At 60.5% G+C, this 22931-nt stretch carries 19 protein-coding genes; 16 read left to right on the top strand and 3 right to left on the bottom strand.

From position 1 onward, the window contains the following. From FJ471_RS35540 to FJ471_RS09335, 8 genes are all read left to right on the top strand, one after another. The coding region (locus tag FJ471_RS35540; RefSeq protein WP_181179278.1) for a calcium-binding protein at window positions 1-704 on the top strand (704 nt) is incomplete at its 5' end. 903 nt (window positions 705-1607) lie between these two features. Further along, entirely contained in the window at window positions 1608-2819 is a 1212-nt protein-coding gene (locus tag FJ471_RS09365; protein WP_140802890.1) for a glycosyltransferase, read from the top strand. 11 nt (window positions 2820-2830) lie between these two features. Then, entirely contained in the window at window positions 2831-4078 is a 1248-nt protein-coding gene (locus FJ471_RS09360) for a polymerase (protein ID WP_246684664.1), read from the top strand. Further along, a complete protein-coding gene (gene asnB / locus FJ471_RS09355) occupies window positions 4078-6063 on the top strand; it encodes an asparagine synthase (glutamine-hydrolyzing) (protein ID WP_140802888.1) in 1986 nt (661 codons plus the stop codon). The genes FJ471_RS09360 and asnB overlap by 1 nt, the downstream gene beginning before the upstream one ends. Window positions 6064-6065: 2 nt before the next feature. Next, window positions 6066-8273, top strand: coding sequence for an exopolysaccharide transport family protein (locus tag FJ471_RS09350; RefSeq protein WP_140802887.1), 2208 nt, complete (start codon window positions 6066-6068; stop codon window positions 8271-8273). A 35-nt stretch (window positions 8274-8308) separates the two neighbouring features. Further along, window positions 8309-9052 (top strand): AAA family ATPase, encoded by a 744-nt coding sequence (locus FJ471_RS09345; protein ID WP_140802886.1) that lies wholly within the window; start codon window positions 8309-8311, stop codon window positions 9050-9052. 281 nt (window positions 9053-9333) lie between these two features. Further along, window positions 9334-10692, top strand: a complete 1359-nt coding sequence (locus FJ471_RS09340; RefSeq protein WP_140802885.1) for a lipopolysaccharide biosynthesis protein — start codon at window positions 9334-9336, stop codon at window positions 10690-10692. Next, entirely contained in the window at window positions 10673-11779 is a 1107-nt protein-coding gene (locus FJ471_RS09335) for a glycosyltransferase family 2 protein (protein WP_140802884.1), read from the top strand. The genes FJ471_RS09340 and FJ471_RS09335 overlap by 20 nt, the downstream gene beginning before the upstream one ends. Before the next feature lie 267 nt (window positions 11780-12046). On the opposite strand, the gene FJ471_RS09330 is transcribed toward FJ471_RS09335, so the two are convergent. Next, window positions 12047-12739 (bottom strand): helix-turn-helix transcriptional regulator, encoded by a 693-nt coding sequence (locus tag FJ471_RS09330; RefSeq protein ID WP_246684663.1) that lies wholly within the window; start codon window positions 12737-12739, stop codon window positions 12047-12049. A 230-nt stretch (window positions 12740-12969) separates the two neighbouring features. Between FJ471_RS09330 and FJ471_RS09325 the strand changes: the two genes are divergently transcribed. Beyond that, window positions 12970-14637 (top strand): PAS domain S-box protein, encoded by a 1668-nt coding sequence (locus FJ471_RS09325; RefSeq protein WP_140802883.1) that lies wholly within the window; start codon window positions 12970-12972, stop codon window positions 14635-14637. 1 nt (window position 14638) lies between these two features. Here FJ471_RS09325 and FJ471_RS09320 read toward each other — a convergent pair whose 3' ends face one another. Beyond that, on the bottom strand, window positions 14639-15292 hold the full coding sequence (locus FJ471_RS09320; RefSeq protein ID WP_140802882.1) for a response regulator transcription factor: 654 nt from the start codon (window positions 15290-15292) through the stop codon (window positions 14639-14641). A gap of 426 nt (window positions 15293-15718) precedes the next feature. On the opposite strand from FJ471_RS09320, the gene FJ471_RS09315 reads away from it, so the two are divergent. The 7 genes from FJ471_RS09315 to FJ471_RS09285 all read left to right on the top strand — a co-directional run bounded on the left by FJ471_RS09315 (window position 15719) and on the right by FJ471_RS09285 (window position 22621). Next, window positions 15719-16441, top strand: coding sequence for an NDP-sugar synthase (locus FJ471_RS09315; protein ID WP_041003405.1), 723 nt, complete (start codon window positions 15719-15721; stop codon window positions 16439-16441). A 38-nt stretch (window positions 16442-16479) separates the two neighbouring features. Beyond that, the gene (locus FJ471_RS09310) at window positions 16480-17616 is read left to right on the top strand and encodes a DegT/DnrJ/EryC1/StrS aminotransferase family protein (protein ID WP_140802881.1); all 1137 of its coding nucleotides are present in this window, start codon (window positions 16480-16482) and stop codon (window positions 17614-17616) included. After that, the gene (locus tag FJ471_RS09305; RefSeq protein ID WP_140802880.1) at window positions 17613-18287 is read left to right on the top strand and encodes a sugar transferase; all 675 of its coding nucleotides are present in this window, start codon (window positions 17613-17615) and stop codon (window positions 18285-18287) included. Before FJ471_RS09310 ends, FJ471_RS09305 begins: the two co-directional genes overlap by 4 nt. Before the next feature lie 66 nt (window positions 18288-18353). Continuing rightward, complete coding sequence (locus FJ471_RS09300) at window positions 18354-19358, top strand: SDR family NAD(P)-dependent oxidoreductase (RefSeq protein ID WP_140802879.1); 1005 nt, start codon at window positions 18354-18356, stop codon at window positions 19356-19358. Next, window positions 19355-20623: a hypothetical protein gene (locus FJ471_RS09295; protein ID WP_140802878.1), complete on the top strand. Its 1269-nt coding sequence runs from the start codon at window positions 19355-19357 to the stop codon at window positions 20621-20623. Before FJ471_RS09300 ends, FJ471_RS09295 begins: the two co-directional genes overlap by 4 nt. Next, entirely contained in the window at window positions 20610-21872 is a 1263-nt protein-coding gene (locus FJ471_RS09290) for a polysaccharide biosynthesis/export family protein (RefSeq protein ID WP_140802877.1), read from the top strand. The genes FJ471_RS09295 and FJ471_RS09290 overlap by 14 nt, the downstream gene beginning before the upstream one ends. Window positions 21873-21928: 56 nt before the next feature. Then, window positions 21929-22621, top strand: a complete 693-nt coding sequence (locus FJ471_RS09285; RefSeq protein ID WP_140802876.1) for a class I SAM-dependent methyltransferase — start codon at window positions 21929-21931, stop codon at window positions 22619-22621. Between the two features lie 18 nt (window positions 22622-22639). Here the strand turns inward: FJ471_RS09285 and FJ471_RS09280 are convergent, their stop codons facing one another. Further along, complete coding sequence (locus FJ471_RS09280) at window positions 22640-22915, bottom strand: acyl carrier protein (protein WP_140802875.1); 276 nt, start codon at window positions 22913-22915, stop codon at window positions 22640-22642. Window positions 22916-22931: the final 16 nt, after the last annotated feature.

Genomic DNA, 22931 nt, shown 5'->3' with positions numbered 1-22931 from the left:
CGTCGACGCCGCCGACGAGCGCGGAGCCGACACCGCCTCCGACCTCCCAGCCCGCGCCGACAACCTCAGACGCGACGCCGCCGACGACGACCACGGACCCTTCTCACAGCGATCACGTCATCCATGGCGGCAAGGGCAACGACACTTATCATATCAACAATGCGCATGACAAAGTCATGGAAGCTAACGGTGGGGGCTTCGACAAAGTGATGGCCTCGGTCAGCTACGCCCTGTCCACCGGCTCGCATATTGAGCAGATCTCCACCGCCAGGACGGGCGGCAAAGCCGCCATCGATCTGACGGGCAACGAGTTCGGCCAGACCATCCTCGGCAACAACGGCGACAACAAGCTGAACGGCGGCGGCGGGTCGGACCTGTTGAAGGGTTACGGCGGCCACGATGCCTTCGTGTTCAACACGGCCCTTGGCCCGAACAATATCGACAGGATCGCCGATTTCAACGTTTCGCGAGACAAGATCTATCTGGACCACGCCGTGTTCGCTGGGCTTCAGGAGGGAGCGCTTGCGGCAGGCAGTTTCCATGCCGGTCATAGTGCGCATGATGCGAGTGATCGCATCATCTACAACAGCACGACAGGAGCACTCTCCTTCGACGGCGATGGAATTGGCGGCCACGCGCAGACTCAATTTGCGAGCCTGGCACCGCATCTCCACTTGGGCGAAAGCTCCTTCCTCGTAACCTGACAAGGCGCCTTGCCGGTAGGAGCGACCAATGCTCCTGCCGGCCGTGGAGACCGGATTTAGGTCCTTCACGGTATAAGCAAGTTGGCAAGGCCGAAGTAATCCGAGCTGAATGGAGCTAGGCTCTCGGCTCTCGGCTGTCGGCGTTCAGCCTTCCCGTATGATCCCTGCGATCGGTAACTGCCGCATCCCCTGGACATCAAGTCCACCTTTGAAATTCCATGATCGCTGCGTCTGCGGGGCCGGAGCCCTCCGCTCACGGGAACATTTTGCCGCGATCGAGGTTGATGGTTGTGGTGGCGGGACAAGGGGTGCGGGAGGATGGCATGCCCAACTACGAGGTCGAAGAGATTTTCGCGGGAAAGGTGATCATCTCACATCGGATCGCTGCGCCAACGCCATTCCGGGCTGCAAAGCTCGCAACGAATCGGGACGTTACGCTGCGGAACTCTGAAGTCCGGTGGATACGGGTCTTTGAGGAAGACCGACGGCACCGGGCCTATGAATACACTGTCATCGAGCGACCGCAGCCTGCATCGCGCGCTGGGCCATCATAGAACCTCGGCGTCCCGTCGGCGTCGCATTTGGAATCAGCTTCCTCCGAGGAGCAATGCTGTAGCTCCGCTTTCCACGCTCAATAGCGGGTAAGATCTCTCGTCCAGCCCAGCGGCAAACCGCCTGCGCGATTATCGTCTACCCCGCATCGGTTGCCGACACCCATTGCCCTGATCACCGCGCCGAACCGGCTGGTCCCCTCATTCGAACAGACGAGGACAACTCTAGGGGCCGCCCGTAGCTTTGATGGCCTACTGAACGCATTCCGCAGAGACGGCGGGCCATGAGAGACCATCCAAGTTCCAGCCATTTCGGGCAGCTGGGGACCGCAGCTTTTTTGGGAGTGGCGAAATGAAGCCGCACCTGGTCTGTGTCGGCGGCGAGGATCACGCGCTCAGAATTCCATTTTTCATGGAGGTGCGCGACAGGGGCTTTCAGATCACGGCGGTTTCAACCTGCGACGGCGCCTCGTTCCTAAGACATGGGATCGCGCACAGGCGCTATGGATTTGACCGCTTCAGCAGCGGCGGCGGGAAAGCAGGCGTGATCAGGATGCTTCGCGGATTGATGGCGGAGCTGCGGCCCGACATCGCGCAGAGCTTCGACACCAAGCCTAATCTGTTGACCCCACTCGCGGCGCGAGGGCAGGTGCCGGTCGTTCGGACGATCAACGGATTGGGCTGGACGTTCTCATCGCATGCGCCGCGCGCGTTGATGCTTCGGCCGGTTTTCTGCGGCCTGCAGTGGCTGGCATCGTCCTGGACTGCAGCGACAGTGTTCCAAAATCGCGAAGATCAGACGTTTTTCGAAAAATATCGGCTGCTCGGATATAGCGAAAAGCGTATCATCGCCGGATCCGGCATCGACATCGGCGCATTCGCGGCTGCGAGGCACCTTGGGCCGTCGGCCGCGACGATGCGTCAGGAATTCGGGCTTCAATCGGCCGAAGTCGTGATGTTCGTCGGCCGATTGACCCGTCAGAAGGGGATTCCGACCCTCCTCAAGGCCGTGCCAAAAGTTCTCGCCAAAAGGCCGAATGCGCGCTTCGTGTTGATTGGGCCCCGGCAATCCGAAGGGCCATTCGCCGTCGAAGAGTCGGAAATTCGACGACTTGGCGCAGATGTAGCCGTGCTGGGAAAACGCCAGGACGTTCCCGCGCTTCTGGGCATGGCTGATGTATTCGCCTTTCCAACCGAATACCGCGAGGGAATTCCGCGCGTACTGCTGGAGGCCGGGCTTGCAGGCCTGCCCATTGTAGCCTCGAGGATGCCAGGCTGCACCGATGTCGTCCAGGATGGGTGGAACGGCTATCTGGTCGCGCCGCGCGATCCGGAGGCATTGGCAGATTGCATCGTCGACCTGCTCTCGGATCGCGAGCGCGCCAAGGTCATGGGTGGCCGCACCGCCGCGCTTGTCAGGGAGCGTTTCGCCCTCGCAGGGGTGGTCGACCAATATTGCGACCTCTACAGGAGCGTTCTGGCGGCCAAGGCCAGGGGCGGCCTTGCGCAATCACCGGCGACGGACCGCGTCGCCAAGCGCCGATTGGGCGAGGCGCGCCGATGACGAGGGATGCATTGCTCGCCGCGGGCGTCGCCTTGTCGTTCGCATCTCAGATATCGGTGCCAGGTTTGCCATTCGGTTACGGCGAGCTTTTCCTGGTGCTCTGGATCATGCTGTCGGTCGGCCGGATATTGGCGGGCGGCGCCATCGAAGCGACACCGGCCTTTCTACAATTGGCGAAGTTCTGGACACTCCTGTCGCTGACTTTGGCGATCGGCACGATCGTTGGGTATTCCACCACGGTGCTTTACCTCACCGGGCTGGCGCATGATGCGATCGCCTATGCGCTGTTGGCGAGCGTCACCTGCCTTGCGGCATTGGAACCCGACGCCGAGTTCCGTCTGCGGCGAAGCGCCTGGTGGATGATCGTAATCGCCGTCGGCGTCTTCATGGTCCAACTCGGACTCGCCTGGGGTTGGATCCACCAGTCCCGAATAGATCCGTGGTACTGGGATCGCCTGCGTGGCTGGTCGGAGAACCCAAACCAGCTCGCCCTCTATTGCGCGGTCTTCGGCCCATTGGCGCTGCATCTCGCTGTGACCACCAACAGCCGTTGGGCCAGGTTCCTCGCGCTCTCCAGCCTTATCCCGATCTTTTATGTCGGACGGCTGACCAAGAGCGACACCTATCTCTACACGACCGCTCTGAGCGGCCTCGTCTTTCTTGGACTGCGGCTCCGCGCATGGTTCGCATCCGGCGCAAACAGAGCCAGTCTTTCCAGGCAGATTGCGCTTTTGCTGATTGTCGGTGCCGTTCCGTTGGTCGTCGCGGCTGCACCATATGCGATCGCCGAGGAGAGCAGCGTGGCGCAGTTCGCCAAGAGCCTCACCAAGGATGGAGGCGGCGAAGCGACCACAGAGACATTTGATCTACGGGTCTTTCTGTGGGGCGAGGCGATCGAAAAGGGATTGGGGTCCTGGTCGCTCGGCCTTGGTCCCGGCCCGCATCTGGAACGTCCGCCGGTCGCGGACAGGCAGTTTTTGGAGCGACCATTCGAAGCCCACAACACAATCCTCGATCTCTACCTTCAGGGCGGTCTGGCGGCGGTCTTGGCTTTGGTGTGGATTGTCGCATCAGCCGCCATGTCCGCCTGGCGAAGCCGGTTCGACGCGCTGTCGGTGCTTCTTGCTTCGGTGGTCGTCTTCAGCATGCCACATCTGACCATCCGCCATCCGATCGTGTGGTTCGCGCTGACGTTCTGTCTGGTTGCGGGGATGCGTCCCGACACCCGGCTGCGCCCCCAGCATGCAAGGGCAGCGTGATGTGTGGGATTGCTGGAATTCTGATCTCTCCGGGGCAAATGGACCCAAGGTCGCTTGAGGCGATCGGGCCGATGACAAGGTCGCTTCAGCATCGCGGGCCGGACGGTGAGGGGCTGTGGATGGATCGTGGCGCCGGCATTGCCTTGGGCCACCGGCGGCTTGCCATCGTCGACCTGTCAAGTGCTGGGCACCAGCCAATGCGCTCCGCCAGCGGCCGATATGTGATCACCTTCAACGGCGAGATTTATAATTTCCGCGACATGCGGCGTGAACTCGAGGGCGCCGGTCAGCAATTCCGTGGCACCGGCGATACCGAAGTCCTGTTGTGCGCCATCGAGATGTGGGGCCTTGAGTCCGCGCTGAGGCGCTGTGCGGGGATGTTTGCCTTCGCGTTGTGGGATCTAAAGACCAGGACCCTTCACCTCGCCCGGGACCGGATGGGCAAAAAGCCGCTCTACGTCGCCCTGGCCGGGCGTGCCCTGGTCTTTGCGTCGGAGCTCAAGGCAATCAGGTGCTTTCCGCTCTTCTCTCCAGAGCTCGATCTTGATGCCGCCGGCGCCATGCTTTCGCAGGGATGGGTGCCGGATCGAAAATGCATCTGGCAGAATGCCTTCAAGCTGCCCCCTGGTTCCCTGGTCTCGGTCACATCCACGGATCTCGCTCAAGCGGGCAGTGCGGCATCGATTTTCCAGCGCGTCGAACACTGGTGGTCGCCGGCCGAAGTTGCCATTGGGGGCCGCAAGGACCCCGTAGACGGCAGCGACGACGATTTAACCGATGAGCTCGACGCGCTGCTTCGGCTCGCAATTCGCGAGCGGATGATCGCCGATGTGCCTCTGGGCAGCTTTCTGTCCGGCGGGATCGACAGTTCCACGGTCGTGGCTCTGATGCAGGCTCAATCCGGAAGTCAGGTGCGCACTTTCACCATCGCATTCGCGGAGGGGGGATTTGACGAGAGCGGTTATGCGGCCGATGTGGCAAAACATCTCGGCACCGAGCATACGGAGCTTCACCTTTCGCCTGAGGCGGCACGCCAGGTCATTCCGGAACTGCCCCGGATATGGGACGAGCCATTCGCAGACGAATCGCAGATACCGACGCTGCTGGTGGCACGGCTCGCGCGCCAGCATGTGACGGTTGCCCTGTCGGGCGACGGCGGTGATGAGTGCTTCGCCGGCTATGGGCGCCACTTCATGGCGGATCGGCTGAGGCGGCAACAAAGCGTTCCCTTGCTGGTGCGGCGCGCGGCAGCCGCGGGCCTGGACTTGCTGGCCCGTGCAGCACGCGAGGATATACTGGGCAGACTGCCCCTTGCCGCAAATGTCCGCCACATGCTGCGCCGCGACCGGCTCAATCGTTTCGCCGGCTTGCTCAGCGCAAGGCATGAAGACCAGCTGTATCAGCGGCTGATAGCGACACCGACCGCAAACCTGGCGCGCCATAATCGGTCCGCATCGGTAGCCGGCGCGCCGAAACTCGACGGATTGCTGTCGCGCGTTCTCTACGACGACATGGTCGGTTATTTGCCAGGCGACATACTTGTGAAGTTGGACCGCGCGACCATGGCCAACGGGCTTGAGGGCAGGTGCCCGTTGCTTGACCACAGGGTTGTCGAGTTCGCCTGGCGCCTGCCGTCGCATGCAAAAGTGCGCAACGGCAAAGGCAAGTGGATCCTTCGCAATCTGCTGCGTCGTCACCTTCCAGACCGGCTGATCGACCGGCCGAAGCAAGGGTTCGATGTTCCGGTTGGTGCATGGCTGCGGGGTCCGCTGCGCAATTGGGCGACCGATCTTCTCGCAGAGATCCGGCATGATGGCGACGTGCTGGACAGCGCCAACGTAGGCGCCTGCTGGCGCGATCACATGCGAGGACAGGATCGCTCACGCGAATTGTGGTCCGCGTTGATGTTTCAGGCCTGGCGCAACGAGGCAAGGCGAGCCCCTCTCGTCATCCCACCACGCGAACTCGACACGGCAGGAGTGTGAAAATGGCAGGTTCCGCCGTCAGCCGGATGAAGCTTCCGCGAGCCGCCGCTCAGCCTGCCCCAGCAGTGGTCGAACACAGGGATCGCATGCGGCCGCCGCGCGAATATCAATCACCTACGCCCACGCATGAACTGACGGCTGTCATGGCACGAAGAAAATGGCTGATCCTTGCCTTTGCGCTTGTGGGCGGGATCCTCGCGGCGCTTATAGGCCTGGCTCGGCCCGTGATGTTCGAGGCCACCAGCCAGCTGATAATCGATCCGCCGTCGCGCAGCTCGCTTGCTCCCGGTGGATCCTCCGCACAGGACCTGATTGATTCCAGTATCGACGATCATATCACCATGCTGTCGTCGCAAGGCCATCTGCGTCGCGTCGCGACGGCGCTGCATGATATGGAGACCGTGGCGCCGGGGCAGGGCACACCAAAAACCCAAACGCCCGGTCGAAACTCAGGTCCGGCGGCGACAACAAGGTCACGTGCTGCCGAGCTCATCGAGCGACTTTGGCCGCAGAGTGCGCAAGCGGCGATCGACCCCGACCTGAAGTTGCTGAGGAATAGGATAAGGATTGGGCAGGAATTGCGCTCGAGGGTGATCTCTGTCGCTTTCGCTGACGAAAATCCGGCGCGGGCTGCCATGGTGGCCAATACATTCTCGCAAGTCTATATCGACGACCTCGCGAAAAAGCGGCAGGCCGAGGATGGGCTGGAACTCAAGGCAGTGGCTGCCAGCCTCCCGGCTGTTCAAAGCGATCTCGTCACGGCGACCGATCGCCTGGAGCAATACCGGTTGAGCCATGGAGCCGTCGATCAAGGTGCGGCCGACAACGCAGCCAGGGAACGGGCTGATCTCAGCCAGCAGATATCGATGTCCAAGGCCGATCTCGCGGCAATGGAATCGCGCCTCCAGCGTATCCGGGATCTTCGCAAACAGGGTGCGCCAGTCGCCTCGTTGGCCGAAGCTATGGGCGTGCCTGACCTGGCCGACCTTGCGGCTCGCCAGGCCAAGGCGCCGGCGGATAAGGATTTGAGTGCGAGGATCGACAACGAGATCCAGCAGGGCCTGGCGAGTGTCGAGACCCAGGCGAGCACCTACCGGGCGCAGGTCGATGCCCTGGAAGATCGAAAAAATGTTCTCGACGTTGTCGTAGCCGACACCGCCAGCCGGCTTTCCGGCTTGCGCGCGTTGGAACCCCAGGTCAACCTGCTAACCCAAAGATACAACGAGCTCCTGAGCCGGCAGCAGGATCTGACGCGGCGCATCGCCGCTCCTTCGGCGGGCGTCTCGATCCTTTCTCCGGCGTGGCCTCCGGCCAAGCCGCAAACCCTCCCGCCGATTTTCCTGGTGCCGCCGGGGATGATTGCGTTCGCTATACTTGGCGCGGCCTTCGTTCTGTTCCGCAGCAGGTTCAATCGCACCCTGCGTGGCGAGGCGGAGACCGAAGCCGCTCTCAGGGTGCCCTGCGTTGGTCTTATTCCTGAACCTGGCAAGATCGTCCTGAAGCAGTTGCGGGAATTGATCCTGGATCAACCCAAATCAGCCTACAGTCGTGCCGTGACGTCGCTTTTGGTTACGGCGGCGCCAAATCAAGCCAGGGCACGTTTCCCACACACCATCCTTGTCACCTCCAGCTTGCGCCATGACTGTGCGAATGAGCTTGCTTGGAGCCTGGCGCTGGCCGCTACACGGTTGGGCCGCCCGGTTCTTCTGATCGACCTCGAGCGCACGCATCATCCGCTCACGCAAGAATTCGTTCGTCAGGGCGGCGGACCGAAGGCTCACCGGTCGTTCGGCGATTTTGTCCGCGATCGCTGTAGTCTGGAGGATGCAGTTGTGAGCGTGCCCGGCGCGGGCGTCGACCTGATGACCGTTGCGCCTGCCGAAGATTTGCTTGAGCTTCTTGCGCGCGCGGACAGCCTCGAATGCAGGGATGAGCTGCAGGCTGAATACAGCCTCGTCATCATCAACGGGCCGTCCGGCCTTGTCGGCCCGGAAGCGAGCCTCCTGACAAGTTGGGCGGACGCGATCCTTCTCGCCATTCGCTGGGACAAGACGTCGCGCGATATCGCTCGCGGCGTTTTGGAGCTGCTTCAAAGGGATCGCGCAAGCTCAACTGCCATCGGGAGCGTCCTTACCCGGGTCAATCTCAAACGGCATGCCAAATATCGGTTCCGTGACAGCGGGAACCTGTTGCTTGCGCGGATATCGTGAGTCCGGCCGCGAGGCGCCATGTCGAGTGCTGAGTCGTGATCGTCGAGCTCTTCGGTCCGCCCGGTTCGGGCAAGACGTTTTTCGCCCACGTTCTTGCCAGCAGATTGCGCGAGGACGGATACCGAGCCGAGGTTGTCCGCAGTTACCGACCGGCGATCAGGTCCGGGCCACTCGATCTGGGCGTCTTCCTGTTCGTCGCAAGAATCGTCTCGGCGACCATCTCCACGGCCCATGTCATTTTTTTCCCGCGAAACGGCGCGTCAAATCTATCGAAATCCCTTCTGATGCTCAGAGCGATACCCCCGAAAAAACCAATCTGGCGTGCACGGATTTTGCAACAGATACTAAAGCTGTCGCACGCGTGGGATCGAGCCAGGCTGGCTCAAGATATTCTCGTCTTCGACGAGGGTTATGTTCAAGCAGTTGGATCTCTGGCGTCGCTCAACGGGAACGCGGACAAAGCCAATCTCGAAACGGTGCTAAGCAATATACCGGTTGCGGATCTCACGATCAGAGTTGTGGTGCCGCGAGCGACGGTGGCGGCTCGTCTTCGCCGGCGCATGGAAAGCGAGCCCCCGGGGGAGCGACTCTTCGAGGCCGATTTCGAAGTCAATATGCGTTCCCTGAGCGTGTTCAAGACGATAAGCGATATGCTTGCCATGTCAGGGCGGGACGTCATCTATGCGAGAACTTCAAGTCAACGCTCGACAATCAAAAGCATGCAGGTCGTCGAGCAGGCGATTATCGCCAAGTACGTGCTGGGGCAAAATGGATGGTGAGCGCCAGCGGGTTGCGCAGTCATCCGAAACACTGGAACTCTACGGACCATAGTCGAGCGCCTTGCAGTCATCCCATCTGCGGATCAAACTCGACCAGCAGCAGATAGTTGCCGGTCGCTAACAGCGCCTCGTCACATTCGCCACCGACAATTCATCCCCCTCATTGCGGACTCGAACAGGCATTGGGACGCTCGCCATCATTCACCTGAATGATGGCGCGGAGCGCCTGCCTCCGTATGCTCTCACCCCAGTCGTCAGCCGTTTCTCGGAATCGCGAACCAATGTCCCACAGCGACTTTCTGAGATCCAGGGAGGGGCGAATAGCAGCAAGCCCGATTGGCAAGATCGTCCGCGCGGCGAGCGGTGTTTCGGCAATGGCGATTGCAGGGCAACTCACCCTGGTCGCCACCATTCCGATATTGGCCCGCCTCTATTCCCCCGCCGACTTCGGGGTCTTCACGATCTATCTCTCAACGGTGAACATACTCGGCGCGGTCGCGGCGCTGCGCTTCGAGCCCTCACTCTACGGGGTCAAGGAAACCGAACAGACCTACGTCACCGTAAAGCTGATCGTGCTGGCCGTATTGACGACTGGTGTCCTGACCTTTGCGGTCGGACAATTGCTTTTGAGCCTGGCGCCTGCGCACCTTAGACATCTGTTCTGGCTCGTTCCGATTGGGATGAGCGGCGCCGCCCTCGTCGAGACGATGAATTGCTGGGCCTTGCGCGCGGGTCTGCTGCGCGATTTCGCTTTCGGCCGGTTGATCCTGCCTGCCACCATGGCGCTGCTGCAATTGGTTTTTGGCCTTGCCCATCTCGGGGGCGAAGCGATGGTGCATGCGCATGTCCTCAGTCAGTTCATTTTTCTCGCGTTCCTGGGCTTTCGCATTCTGAGTTGGGACGACGTGCGTGGCATCTATCGAGCGCCATGGAGAAACGCCCTCGACAAGGCAGCCAGGGAATACAAGTTCCCATTGTTCGATATCCCCGCGACCCTCGGCAGCTATGCCATCAACAATCTTCCGGCAATTCTCGTGGGTTCGTTGTTCGGCGCAGCTTTCGCCGGCTACCTCGGCGTTGCGACACGACTGGTGACCGGGCCCATCGTGCTGATAGCCACCCCGCTAAGCAACGTATTCGTCGCCGAAGCAAACAAGTGCAACGATCGCGGGCATATGCTCGGCGTCGCGCGTGGTCTCCTGATCCTGGTCACGGGCCTCGCTGCGTTGCCGATACTGGCGCTTGGGCTGACTGCTCCGTATCTTGTCGTCCCGCTCCTGGGCGAGGCTTGGATCCCGACGGCTCAAATCATGACTGCCTTGGCGTTCATGGGCGCCATGCAGGCCTTGTCGACTCCGCTTAGCGAAGTTCCCGCCCTGTTGCGACGGCAGGAGGTGCGGCTCGTCGTCGACGCGGCGCGGATGGTACTTGTCTTTGCTCCGCTGCTCGCCGGCGCCAAGGTGGGGTGGGAACCTATCGACGTCATCTATCTCATGGCCATTGGCGGGATGGTTGGGTTTGCCATCAAAACCGCGGTGTCATTGTACCTTCTGAAGCGGAGCACCGAACCGGCAAGGGCAACCCTGCCGAGCCCGCATCCAATCGCGAGGAAACAGCACGATGAGGCTCCTGTTGAGTAGCGGCGCGCGTCGCGAAGGAACCGTGCCTTCCGCAGAACCGGTGACCGCCAGCAAAAGTGAGACGAAACTGTCGGCGCTTAGTCCTGTGCCCGATTTCGCTCACGCTTCCGACGCGACACCCGCACGTCCGTTCATTACCGTCGCCGTCCCGACATATCGCCGGCCGGACACCATTCGACGCACCATCGACAGCGTCGTGGGGCAGGATTTTTCCGACTGGGAACTTGTCGTCAGCGACGACGAAGGACCAAAAGGGCCGAGTTGGCCCATCTTGGAGGAGTATGCACGAAGCGATCCGCGCATCCGAATTGTTGAAAACCAAAGAGGCAGGGGGCAGGTGGAGAACACCAACAACGCCATGCTTGCCTGCACTGGCAAGTGGATCAAGTTGTTGCATGACGACGATTGGCTGGCCCCTGGAGCTCTGAAAAAGTTCGCCGAGGTCTCGACAAAATATCCGTCGGCAGCGTTCATGACCTGTGCGGCTCATGTTGTCGAGGAGAACCGGGTTGTAACGCGAACGGATCCGCCGGAGGAGAACCGGGTTTCGCTCTATTCGAGCCAGGAGTGCCTGACTGATCTCTATCTCGTGCGCATGACACGGAGCCTCGGCATCATACCTTCGACGCTCCTGATCAACGCGGCCGTAATTCACGCCGGATGTCAGATGCGCGCACACAAATCCATCCCTGCCGGCGTCGATCAATTGTTCTTTGTCGATCTGGCCCGTTACGGCGAGATGGTGGCGATCAACGAAGGTCTGATCTTTTATGATGCGACGCACCACCCGAGCATAACGACGTCGAAGAGCTACGAGGACGTGGACGAGGTCACTCTTGCCGTCAAACAGCTCAATTGGCATCTGATCAAGGACAGAAAGGGCCTTCCAAAACCCGAGTCGCTCTTGCGTGCGTTGCGGGTCGCTCGCATCCCGGCCAGGTTCCGACATCAATCTTTGCGAACGACGATGCGAGACGCCGTGCAGATCCTTCGACCGTCCGTCATGAAGATCGCGAACCAGTACGTCCTGGAATATTTGTTCAAAATCCGCCCAAAACTCGGCCCGGTGCAGAACCTTAAACGCTGATGCGACCCTTCAGAGATGCTGGGCCCGTTACAGGAGTGTGCGTAAATGCGTCTAGGACGTTTCACCGTTTCACGGAAACGGCGAAACGTCCTATCTTCTTGTTTTTTAAGCAATTCCGAACGGAAAGCCGCTCACACTTTTCCTAGAATTTCTTTAGACAAGGAGTTGGAGCGGTTCGTCGTTTCCGCGAAACGCTCGACGCAACGTAGAGCGGTGGTGCGTTTTCGCAAGACGCGGCCGCGCCAGATGATCGGAAGGTTTCCTGCACTACGGCAGCACCGAGATGCGCCCCAGAAGAGCGACTAGTTCCGCTTGGCGCCTCGTCTCCGTCTTGGCAAACAGCGAGGCGAGCTGGGTGCGGATCGTGGTCCGGCTGAGCCGGCTGCGCTCGGCAATTTCCAAGGGGGCATCGCCACTCGCCAAGCGCAACGCCAAATGCGTCTCGGCGCCGGTCAATCCGAACATCTTCCGTAGGGTCTCTGGATTGGGCCCTGTTCTCGGCTGGCGATCGAGGAGTGCCACAATGATCGACCCATTGGGGGCGACAACGCCTTCTTCAGTCATGACAACGGGTCGGTCGCCGGCGCTGCGGATCACGATCCAGCACAGCGATCCGGCAGCAAAATGAGCAGGCACGCCAGCTATCAGACTCCTCAGTGCCGCCGATAGGTCACTGGGCGGATCCAGAGAATCCTCACAGGCCTTGAGGATGGTTTCAGCGGCCTCATTCCATTCGAGCACCCTCTTTGCCTCACTCAGCACCAGCCACCCGCATCCAATGCGCTCGAGCATGCCGGTTATCGAATTAAGGCACGGCCGCACATATGCGCCAGTTGTGACCGGCTTGATGGTTTTACGAGAGGCGCTCCGAGCGAAGGCCATGGTTGTTCGGCTGCCAGCCGCGATCGTGCCAGACCTCGCGATCAACCTCGCGTCATTCCGCCCGCTGACCAGATTCATGGACCATCCATCCCTTGCTCTCTATATCTCGGCTATCAGAGCTTGACGACAGACAGCCGGACGATTGGGTGCTGGCTTCATAAGACCTCGGATTTTGGCGGTCTGAAAGCAAGCAGACGTACTAGCTGCCCACTCGACGGCCTAACCTCAATGACCTAGACCAAAGGTTGTAGTTAGGTTGGACGAGTTGTTGAGGAGGTCCAATCCTGTCGCCAACGCACTTGGCCTCGATGGCTGTCCTGGTCGCTACGCTGCTCTTTGAGGTAGCTATTTTCCTCACGGGCGGCGTAGACCCGGCCTTCCTCGAATTTGTTCCCGCTATTGTTGTCATCGCTTTCCTTGAAAACCGTCTGGTGGCGGTCGGATCAACGGTTTTGATGGCGGCTGCCGGCTTGGGTGCCAGGACAATTATGGATGGCCAGTCCCCCGCCGATCAGTGGGTGCGCGCAATCCTGCTTGCGCTTGCCGGGGGGATGATCGCCTTCCTTTTCGATCAGTCCAGGCGAAGCTTACAGGCCGCACTGGACGTCAAGCTCGCCCCGGTCGAAGCTGCAGCGTCGCGTTACCGCGGGGCTTTCGAACGAGCCGAGCTGGGCTTTGCGACTGTGAACGACAGAGGAGAATTGCTGTGGCTGAACAAACGCCTCAGCGTGTTGCTTGGTTACCCCGAAGACGAGCTTGTCGGGCGGCCCATAGATGAAGTTGTCCATCAAGATGATCGAGCGCTACTCAAGAATTCGCTCGTCGCCTTGGTACCCGACGCGCCGTGGTTCAGCTCGGAAACGCGCCTGATCAGAAGCGACGGCGGCACAGTTTGGGCTTGGTTGACGCTTTCTCTTTCTGCGTCGGACACGGTGCCGTCGGACAGCCTGTTTGTGGTCGTAGATGACATAACCGAGCGAAGAGCCGCCCGCGAAGCGCTCGTAGCTCAAAACGAATGGCTCGATCTCGCATTGTCTGCCGGCCGGTTGGGCACCTGGCGAATAGACTATGGCCAGGATGCCATTTCGGGCTCACGGCAGTTTTGGGAAATTCTTGGATTGCCCCAGATGGCATTGCGCCCCCTTTCCGATCTGTCTTCAATCGTCCATCCAGCGGATTGGGATAAGCTCGCATCGCCTCCAGGAACCAGCCGGCGGGGGCCCAATTACGACGTGGAGATTCGTCTCAAGCGACCCGACGGCCAAGTCCGTTGGATCGCCTTGCGGGGACGTGAGGAAAACCATGATGGCCGAGACCAGCGCATTGGCATAGCCGCGGATTTGACCGAGCGCCGTCAAACCACGCTGCTGCGCGCGGCGGTAAGGAAGCAAGAAACCCTGATGCTTGAACTCCGCCATAGGTTTAGCAATCTGTTCCCTGTCATCACCGCGATTGTGAAGATGCAGGATGCGACAGAGGGCAACATCGTCAAATTCAAAGATACCCTCGTCGAGCGAATTCGCGCGCTTGAGGCGACGCACATGCTGCTCACGCGCGGTGCGGATGGGTCATCCACCATTCGGGACTTGGTCGTTCAGGAACTCCAGCCCTTTTCGAAAGATGGCAAGACGATAATCACGGGTCCTGACATCAAGATTTCAGGCGGAGCGGCGGAGAGTTTTGCAATGATCATCCACGAACTCGCAACCAATTCGATCAAGCACGGCGTGCTCGGCGATGCTCAGGGCAAGGTTGAGGCACATTGGGCTTTCGCCGCAGGCGGAACAGGCGACGAGATCGTTTTTGAGTGGATCGAAACGGGCCGCCGCACGGCTCCGATCAAGCGCCAAGGTTTCGGATCGATGGTTCTTGGGGTCGACGGAACGCCCCTTGTCGGTCATTCCTCGCAATTCGAAGTCAGGGAGGACGGGTTTCGATATTCACTTCGGCTGTCGTCCAAGGAAGTTCAAGCGTAGCTCACACCGTTCCCAGCCAGGTCTTTATCAGAACCGCCGCTTCCGTTCGGTTTCGAACGCCCAATTCTCGCATGATCGCCGCCGCGTGGATCTTCGTCGTAGCCTCGGCGATGTCGAGGTCTCGCGCTATCTCCTTGTTGGAATATCCTTCCGCCATCAGCCTTAGTACATCCTTTTGCCGGGATGTTAGTCTTTCGAGTGCGCCGGCGCCGGCGCTGCTCCCATGACGGATATCAAGCGGCTGTTCGTGGCTCAAATGCCGGGACAGGAGCGCCGGCACGTAGATGCGGCCTGACAGAATTTCCCTGACCGCCAGGACGACCTCTTCGTCACTTTGCGATTTCACGATATAACCGTGCAGCCCGACATTGAGAGCGGTCAGGATTTCGGAACGTGAATCGTTTCCCGAAACGATCGCAAAGCGCGTGTTCGGGTAGGCAGCCAAAACATCGCCAATCACCTCCTGAGAGAAGAGCCCTGGCATGTTCAGGTCGAGCATCGCCAAGCTGACGCACTCGTGTTCGGCAAGAAGCCCAATCACGGCATCGAAGCACGTGGCCTCAAATATCTCGACGCCTTCAATGCCGGCAGTCAACGCCAACCGTAAGCCACGCCTGTAGAGACCGTGATCATCGGCGATGACAATTTTGTACATTTTACCCCAACGCAGACACTTTCGGCCCGGGGACTATGGCTCACGTCCAGAACGTTTTTGCCTACGAACTAATTCTGTGACGATGCGGGACCTGTCCGCCAAACCGGAACCCAACAGAAATGTGCCTCTTCCGGCCGGAAACGCTACTCTGCGTTTACCATAATGCAAAGTCGGACCTTGGTCCCTAGCCATGCGGCGTCCGCATCCCGGCGCAGGCTCCAACGCCGCCTGCTGTCCCGATATCGCTCAGTTGGGCGTGCCATTCGAACGCACGACGACAGACCTACAGGCCCAGCGTATTTCTCGGTCAATTCGGAGCGCGTCCGGCAGATCGGGTGGCGGGACCCCGTATAGCCGCACGTGAGCTTCCGGATGCTGAGCTTGATTGTTGGCCTGTGTCGGCCGTGTGTGCGCAGGGAGTATCAAATGAAAGCGGTTATCCAATGCGGTGGAATGGGCATGCGTCTGCGCCCGTTCACATCGGTTCTGCCGAAGCCTCTGATGCCTATCGGTGCCCGGCCGGTGCTTGAATTGCTGCTCAAATGGTTGCGGCGCAACGGCATCGAGAACGTTTACGTGACGACCGGCTACCTCGGTCATCTGATCCGCAGCGTGTGTGGCGACGGCTCGCAATGGAACCTCAAGATACGCTATACCCAGGAAATGGAGCCGCTCGGGACCATCGGCCCGCTCTCTCTGATCAGGGACGAACTGGATGAACCGTTTCTGGTGCTCAACGGCGATGTGCTTACCGACCTGAGCCTCAGCCGTTTCGTGGCGGCGCACCGGGCTCACAAGGATCTGGTCACCATCGCTACGGCAGCGCGCGTCACCAAAATGGACTTTGGCGTTATCGACGAGGTCAATGACACCGTCCAGGTGTTTCGCGAAAAGCCTGCGCTCACGCATCTGGTGAGCATGGGGATTTACTGCATGAATCCAGCCGTTCTGCAGTTCATTCCATCGGGCATCCCCTTCGGCTTCGACGATCTCATGCTGCAAATGCTCCAGGATGGACAGGTCGTGCACGTTTACAAGCACGAGGGACTTTGGCTGGACATCGGCCGCGTCGAAGACTTCCAGAAGGCGCAAACGGTTTCCTGGGAGGAGCAGTCGGCTTCGATCGAGGTCGCCGCGGCTGCAGCCTGAGGCTATCGAGGTCCGCGTGAGTTCGCCGGGAGGTTGGGATGCTCTTGGTTAGTGCCCCCATGCTGGGTGTGCCGGAGAAAGCCGCTTTGTCGAAGGTGATCGACAGCGGTTGGCTGACGATGGGCGAGCGCGTCAGGGCATTCGAAGAAGCGTTCGCTGCGGAGCATGGCGCTGATGACTGTGTCGCCGTCAGCTCCTGCACCGCAGCTCTCCACCTCATTCTCTATGGACTTGGGATCGGGCCTGGCGACGAGGTTCTGGTGCCTTCATTGACCTTCGTGGCGACGGTAAACGCAGTCTTGTATGTCGGCGCCAAGCCGGTCTTCGTCGACATAGAGTCCGATGATGTGCCTCTGATGTCGGTCGAAGATGCGGAGGCAAGCTGCACCTCCCGCACTAGGGCTGTGATCCTCGTCCATTTTGCAGGCTATCTCGCAAACAAACAGGAGTGGCAGGCATTCGCCAGCGTGCGAGGGCTCTATATAATCGAGGACGCCGCGCATGCTCCCGGCCTGAAAGAGGTTGGGACCTTTGGCGCGGGAGCGGCGTTCAGCTTCTACGGCAATAAGAATATGACCACCGCCGAAGGCGGCGTGGTTATTACGCGCGATCCCGATTTACGGGAGAAGATCCGCCAAGCGCGTGGCCATGGCATGACCACCAGCACACGTCAGAGACTGAACAGCCGCACGCCGCAATATGATGTGACCATGCTGGGCTTCAACTATCGCATGGATGAAATGAGGGCTGCCATCGGCTTGGTTCAACTGCGCAATCTGCAAGAATGGAACGAAGTCAGACGCGTCCTTGTCACATTGTATCGGCGTCTTATCGCCATTCGCTGTCCGGCCGTGTCGATGCCGTTTGCCGAACCGCGCACCTCTGCCTATCACATCATGCCGATCCTCTTACCTCGTTACGTCAACAGGCAGGAGGTCATTGATGAACTGCGGGCGCAGGGCATACAGACAACAATTCACTATCCACCTTTGCATCAAATGACGCTCTATCGGGAACTCTTTCCCGGAGTTCACCTGCCGCGCACGGAGGACTTCGCCGACCGTGAACTGACCATTCCGCTGCATCCGCAGATCACATCTCCCGTGGCTGAGGCAGTCGTGGACGCCCTGGCATCCGCCCTCAACAGCTGCGCCCGGGCAGGGACAGCAGCATGAACGCGTTCGGCATGCCCATTGGCCGGCTTGCAATGCGCCGCGTAAGTCATGGACTTGGCCGACGCGCCATGGACATCATTGCCGCGTTCCTCGGCCTGATTGTCCTATCGCCGATGATGACGCTTATTGCAATGGCGCTGCTGCTGGAGGGCGGGCGACCGGTGCTCTTTGTTCAGCCGCGCATCGGCGCCGGCGGTCAGCTTTTCCGCATGTACAAGTTCCGAAAATTCTATCCGCGCTGTGATGCTGGAGGCTTTGCGCTGACACTTGCTAACGATGAGCGCATGACGACGGTGGGCAGGTTTCTCGCTTTCAGCAAGATGGATGAACTGCCGCAGTTGTGGAACGTCCTGAAAGGGGAAATGGCCCTGGTCGGGCCGCGTCCGGAGAGTTTGCCATTCGCCGACTGCTTCAGGGATGGCTACGAAGCTGTCCTGCAATACAAGCCAGGCTTGTTCGGCCCTGCTCAGATCATGTTTCGCCACGAGGCACTTTTTTATCCTCAAGGCGTCGAGCCGACCGCTTTCTACAAGGAAGTCCTCTTTCCGGCCAAAGCCAGGATCGATCTTTCCTACTATGCGCGCCGGACCATCGTATCGGACGCGGCACTGATCGTTCGAGGCGTCTTCATCGTCCTTGGCATGGCCGTGGAGCGTCCAGGCGATACGTGAGCTCTCCTCTGTTCGTTCGCGGCATTCGCAAAATCAGGGTCTAAATGCTGCAGGGGATCGTCTGTCATGACCTACAAGGGCAAAAGAGTTCTGGTCACCGGCGCGGATGGGTTCATCGGATCACACCTGACGGAAGCCCTGGTGCGTGGCGGGGCCGATGTGACGGCCCTGGCTCTCTACAATTCATTCGACAGCCACGGATGGCTGGACGATCTTCCGGACGATATCCGCGGGCAGCTTAAGCTTGTCCGCGGCGACGTCCGCGACAGCGCGTTCCTGAACCGGATCGTCCGCGGCCAGGCCGTGGTGTTTCATCTCGCGGCCTTGATCGCCATCCCGTATTCCTACGCAGCCGCGCAGTCCTATGTCGAGACCAACATCATGGGCACCGTGAATGTCCTGGAAGCGGCTCGCCAGTGGGATACCGAGCGCGTGGTGCATACTTCCACAAGCGAGGTTTACGGCACCGCCTTGACCATGCCGATCAGTGAATCCCACCCGTTGCAGGGGCAGTCGCCGTACTCGGCTTCCAAGATCGGAGCCGACATGATGGCGGAGTCCTACGCGCGCTCGTTCGACGTCCCGGTCGTCCTGCTTCGTCCATTCAACGCATTCGGGCCGAGGCAAAGCGAGCGCGCAATCGTTCCGACCCTTATCAGGCAGGCGATCGACCCAAAATGCCCGGCCATCATGGTGGGGGATACCAGTCCGATACGCGACCTTACCTTTGTGGAAGACACTGCCGCGGCGTTTCTGAGCGCAGGTTCCGCCGAACTCGAATTCGGCCATGCCTACAACGCCGGAAGCCAGCGTGCCGTGACCATTTCGGACGTGCTGGATCTGGTCGTGGAGTTGAGCGGCGCCAACAAGCCGGTCCATCGCGACGAGAGCCGGTTGCGCCCGCAAAATTCCGAGGTCCGGGCGCTGCTGGCGGATTCATCCCGGCTCGAGCGCGCGGCAGGATGGAGAGCGCAAACGGACTTGCGCGAAGGCCTGAAACGGACCATCGCGTGGTGGCGCGCGCGTCTCAACCAGGGGCTGGTGCGTCATGAGATGGGCTACATGACATGAAGCAGCCCGCGCTTCCCGCCGCATTACTGCTGGTTTGCGTTGCCGCGCTTGTCGGCCTGCGGACGGCAGGGGGGCATGGAAGCAACGATTCCACCGGCTTCGTGGCGCCCGTGATGATGGATTTGCCTGACTATCTTCGTCCCGCCGCCGACCCCGCATTCGGCACGAGCATTGTCCGCATCACCAAGCCCGGCGCTCTTGGAAATGGCGTCGTCTGCGGCCCCAAATATTGCAGCCATCGCTATTCGAGCGCCCAAGCCTGGAACGCGGACCAGACATTGCTTCTCCTCGACAATGGCTGCAACGGAATGTGCTTTCTCGACGGGCACACCTACGTGGCGCTGTTTTGGCGCAAAAGAGGGGGCGAGTGCGAGTGGCATCCTCGAAATGCGGAATTGATGATCTGCGTTCAGGACCGGGCGGTCTCGACCTGGGCGCCACGAACCAACCACGACGATATCCTTTTTACATCTCCCGATTATCACGATCTGCAGTTCGGCCCGTCGAAAGGCAATCCCAGCCGGGACGGCAGCCGCATCGCGGTCCGCGCGGTCCGCAAGGACGGCGCGGACGTCGTCTTTGCCTTTGATCTGAACCGGCGGCAGAAATTTCCAGACATCGATCTTTCTCAGGTTCCCGGAACGGCCAGCTCCTGCACGATCTCCCCGCTCGGGACCTATATCCTGTGCTTTCAGAACCTGTTGGACGGTACGGAGCAGCGCGCAATCTTCACGGTCGACGGCACTGTGAGCCAAAGATGGACCGACAACCATCGGCCCGGTCACGGGGATCTGACCGTCGACGCCGATGGCAGCGAGGTCTATGTCGGCGTAAGCAAATCCAACCCCGACAAGTTCCAGGTCATCAAGCGCAGGCTGTCGGACGGGAAAGCGACCTCCCTTACCGCCTATGGCCAGGCGGAGCATGCGTCGGCCCGCGCCGTTGCCAGGGGCGATTGGGTCTTCCTCAGCTTTGGCGGCGATCCTGACGCGGTATCGGCCAATCCTGGCTGGGCTCCCTATGCGCGTGAGGTGATCGCCCTTCGTATCGATGGCAGCGGCGCCGTGCGCCGTATCGTGCAGACGCGGAACCCTCCCGCCGACTATTGGAGCGAGACGCATGCCTCGCCTTCTCCGGACGGCTCCCAGGTGATCTGGTCGAGCAATTGGGGCGTGCCGGGCGGTCCGGTCTACGAATTCGTCTCGCGCCTTGACTGGAGCGAACACAAAAGCCCGAAGGAGATTGTTGCCAATGACCAGCCTTAGCCGGTTCTCCATTGCGGTGCTTGCGGTCTTGGGCACCGCGCCTTTGGCTGCGGCGGCCGATACGTCGACCGTCTATCGGATTTCGCCCGGCGATGCGGTCGAGATCGGAATAGCATCCATTTCCGACCGGACGCAACGCGCCGTCGTCCAGGTGGACGGCACGATCGTGCTGCCCGATGTCGGCGCGGTCTCGGTCGGCGGCCTGACACCGCCGGAATTGCAGACGCGCATGCAAACGATCCTGCCGACCAAGCTCTTTCACATCCGCATGCCCGACGGCCGCGAACAGATAGCGGTCGTAAGGCCGACCGACGTGACGGCGATTATCGCCGAGTATCGCCCGATCTATGTGACCGGCGATGTGCTCACTCCCGGACAACAGGCCTACCGCCCGTTGATGACAGTGCGACAGGCGATCGCGGTCGCCGGCGGTTTCAGCCTGTTGCGAGCCCGGACTAACCAGGCGGGCCCGGACCCGACGGATCTGCGACGCGATTACGAGATGATCTGGGGAGAATATACCAGGGACTACTTCCACAGCGCGCGCCTGCGCGCGGAGCTGGACAAGCAGGAGAACTTCGACACGCAGCCCCCGCAAGGATCGCCTCTTTCCCCAGCGCTGGCGGCGGGGATAGCAAAGGCTGAAGCGGAAGCGCTCAAGCTCTCCCTTGATAATTTTAAGCAGGAGCAGAGCTTCGTCGAAAAGGGCGCCAAGGATGCCGCGACGCAGATCGACACGCTGATGAAGCGCGCGCAGGATGAAGCGGATGGAGTGAAGGCCGACGAAGAGGACCTGGAGCAGGTCACCAAGGCGTTCAAGGCCGGCAACCTGACGAACAACAGGCTGGCCGACGTCCGGCGCGCCGTTCTGCTGTCGTCCAGTCGGGCGCTGGAAACATCGGTCGAGCTGATGAGAACACAGCGCCAGCAGGAAGACTTTGCCAGACAGCTTGAGCGCAACGAGAACCAGAGGCGCCTTGGTCTGCTGAACGAATTGCGGGACACCGAGGTTCGCCTGGCCGACATCGGCACCAGGCTTCGCGCCGCGAGCCAGAAGCTGCAGCCCGCGGGTGCGACCGCTGCGCCTCTGTCAATTGCCGGCGAAACAGTTCGAGCTCAGATGACGATCGTTCGCAATGTCGATGGGCAATGGCGCAAGCAGGCCGCCGACGAAGACGCCGAGGTGACGCCGGGAGATACGATCGAAGTCCGGTTCAGCAACGAGCTGGAAAGCGCGGCGGCGCAATAGGCACTGGTATTTTTGCGCCGATCGGCGGTCGCCTGCATTTGGAGCGGAGGCAAGCCTTGAGCGAGGATATCGACGTCGCTGAGGCCTATGGCAGAGGCAACGCGGTCTTCATGGGAATGGAGATGCTCGTTGCTTGCGGTGCGCTTGTCCCGCGGCCGGAAACCGAGCTGTTGGGCTCGACCGCGGTCAATGTCTTGCATGAAATGAAGCTGCCGACGCCGCGCGTCGTCGATATGTGCTGTGGCGCCGGCAATCTTGCTTGCGCCATCGCCCATCATGTTCCGACGGCGCGGGTCTGGGCAAGCGATCTTACCGATGGATGTGTCGCGGTGGCGCGCCGGAATGTCGTCCACCATGGGTTGGCCGATCGGGTGTCGATTCACCAGGGCGATCTGTTCGAAGCGCTGGCCACGCCCGTCTCTCCAGGCTCGATTGACGTTGTCGTCTGCAATCCGCCCTACATCTCGGAGAAACGGCTTCAGGGCGACCGCTCCCACCTGGTCACTCTCGAGCCGCGCGAGGCCTTCGCGGCCGGCCCTTACGGCATCGCCATCCACCTGCGTGTGGTGAAGGATGCCCTGCGGTATCTGCGGCCCGGCGGCGCCCTCCTGTTCGAGGTCGGCCTCGGCCAGGATCGCCAGGTCGCAAGCCTGTTCGAGCGCAGCAGGAGCTATGAGGGTATCCGCGGCATCATCAACCGCGCCGGCGAGGCGCGTGTCGTACTCGGATATACCAAGTCGCAACACTGAACGCCTCGCAGGTCGGGCTCATCTCCTCTTGCGGGCGATGAACTGCGCTATTCCCTGGATAGAATCGAGGTTCTGCGGCAGGAGCTCACTGTCTTCCACAATGACGCCAAAGGTCTCTTCGATGAAGCCGATGACCTCGAGCACGCCGGTGGAATCGACGATGCCCTGATCGAGCAGCGATTCCGTGGCGCTGAGCGATTTCACGTCGGCGATGTAGAAGTTCGAAGCCAGGAAATCGCGAATTTGTTTGGTGTAAATGTCGCCCGCGGGGTTCGTTGCCAAAATCGTATCCATAACCCACCCTCCGATA

Source organism: Mesorhizobium sp. B2-7-1 (genome assembly GCF_006440735.1).
Classification (GTDB): domain Bacteria; phylum Pseudomonadota; class Alphaproteobacteria; order Rhizobiales; family Rhizobiaceae; genus Mesorhizobium.
This window is presented reverse-complemented; position numbering and strand designations above follow the sequence as displayed.